Source organism: Streptomyces herbicida (assembly GCF_032656585.1).
GTDB classification, from domain to species: domain Bacteria; phylum Actinomycetota; class Actinomycetes; order Streptomycetales; family Streptomycetaceae; genus Streptomyces; species Streptomyces herbicida.
In genome coordinates this window covers 1-865 of the sequence record NZ_JAUYWJ010000095.1, presented here as the reverse complement: position 1 = coordinate 865, position 865 = coordinate 1, and the positions used below count along the sequence as shown (strand labels likewise).

The following is an 865-nucleotide window of genomic DNA, read 5'->3' as shown; positions in this document are numbered from 1 at the left end:
CCCCTGCCCGTCCAGTACGCCGACTACACCCTGTGGCAGAACGAACTCCTCGGCGACCAGAACGACCCCGACAGCCTCTTCGCCACCCAGATCACCTACTGGACCAACCAACTCAACGCAATCCCCGACCAGCTCACCATCCCCACCGACCGACCCCGCCCCACCGTCATGACCTACCGCGGCGACTACCTCACCATCGACATCGACACCACCCTCCACCAACGCCTCACCGACCTCGCCCGCCAAACAGGCGCCAGCCTCTTCATGGTCCTCCAAGCAGGACTCGCCGCCCTCCTCACCCGCCTCGGCGCCGGCCACGACATCCCCCTCGGCAGCCCCATCGCCGGACGCACCGACCACAACCTCGACCACCTCATCGGCTTCTTCGTCAACACCCTCGTCCTACGCACCGACACCAGCAACAACCCCACCTTCACCCAACTCATCAACCGCGTCCGCGACACCTCCCTCCACGCCTACGCCCACCAAGACGTCCCCTTCGAATACCTCGTCGAACACCTCAACCCCACCCGCACCCTCTCCCACCACCCCCTCTTCCAAATCATGCTCGCCCTCCAAAACGCCCCCGAAGCCACCTTCCACCTCCCCGGCCTCCACATCGACATCACCCCCGGCCGCACCCACACCGCCAAATTCGACCTCTTCATCAGCCTCGCCGAACAACGCGGACCCCACGGCGAACCCCACGGCATCACCGGCGCCATCGAATACTCCAGCGACCTCTACGACCCACCCACCATCCACACCCTCCTCAACCGCTGGACCCAACTACTCGAAACAGCCACCACCCACCCCGACCAACCACTCAACACCATCAACCTCCTCACCCCCGAAGAACACCAAC

At 64.6% G+C, this 865-nt stretch carries 1 protein-coding gene; it reads left to right on the top strand.

What is annotated here, in order from left to right:
* A partial coding sequence (locus Q8A52_RS48875) for a condensation domain-containing protein (protein ID WP_316765159.1) occupies nt 1-865 on the top strand: 865 nt, incomplete at both ends.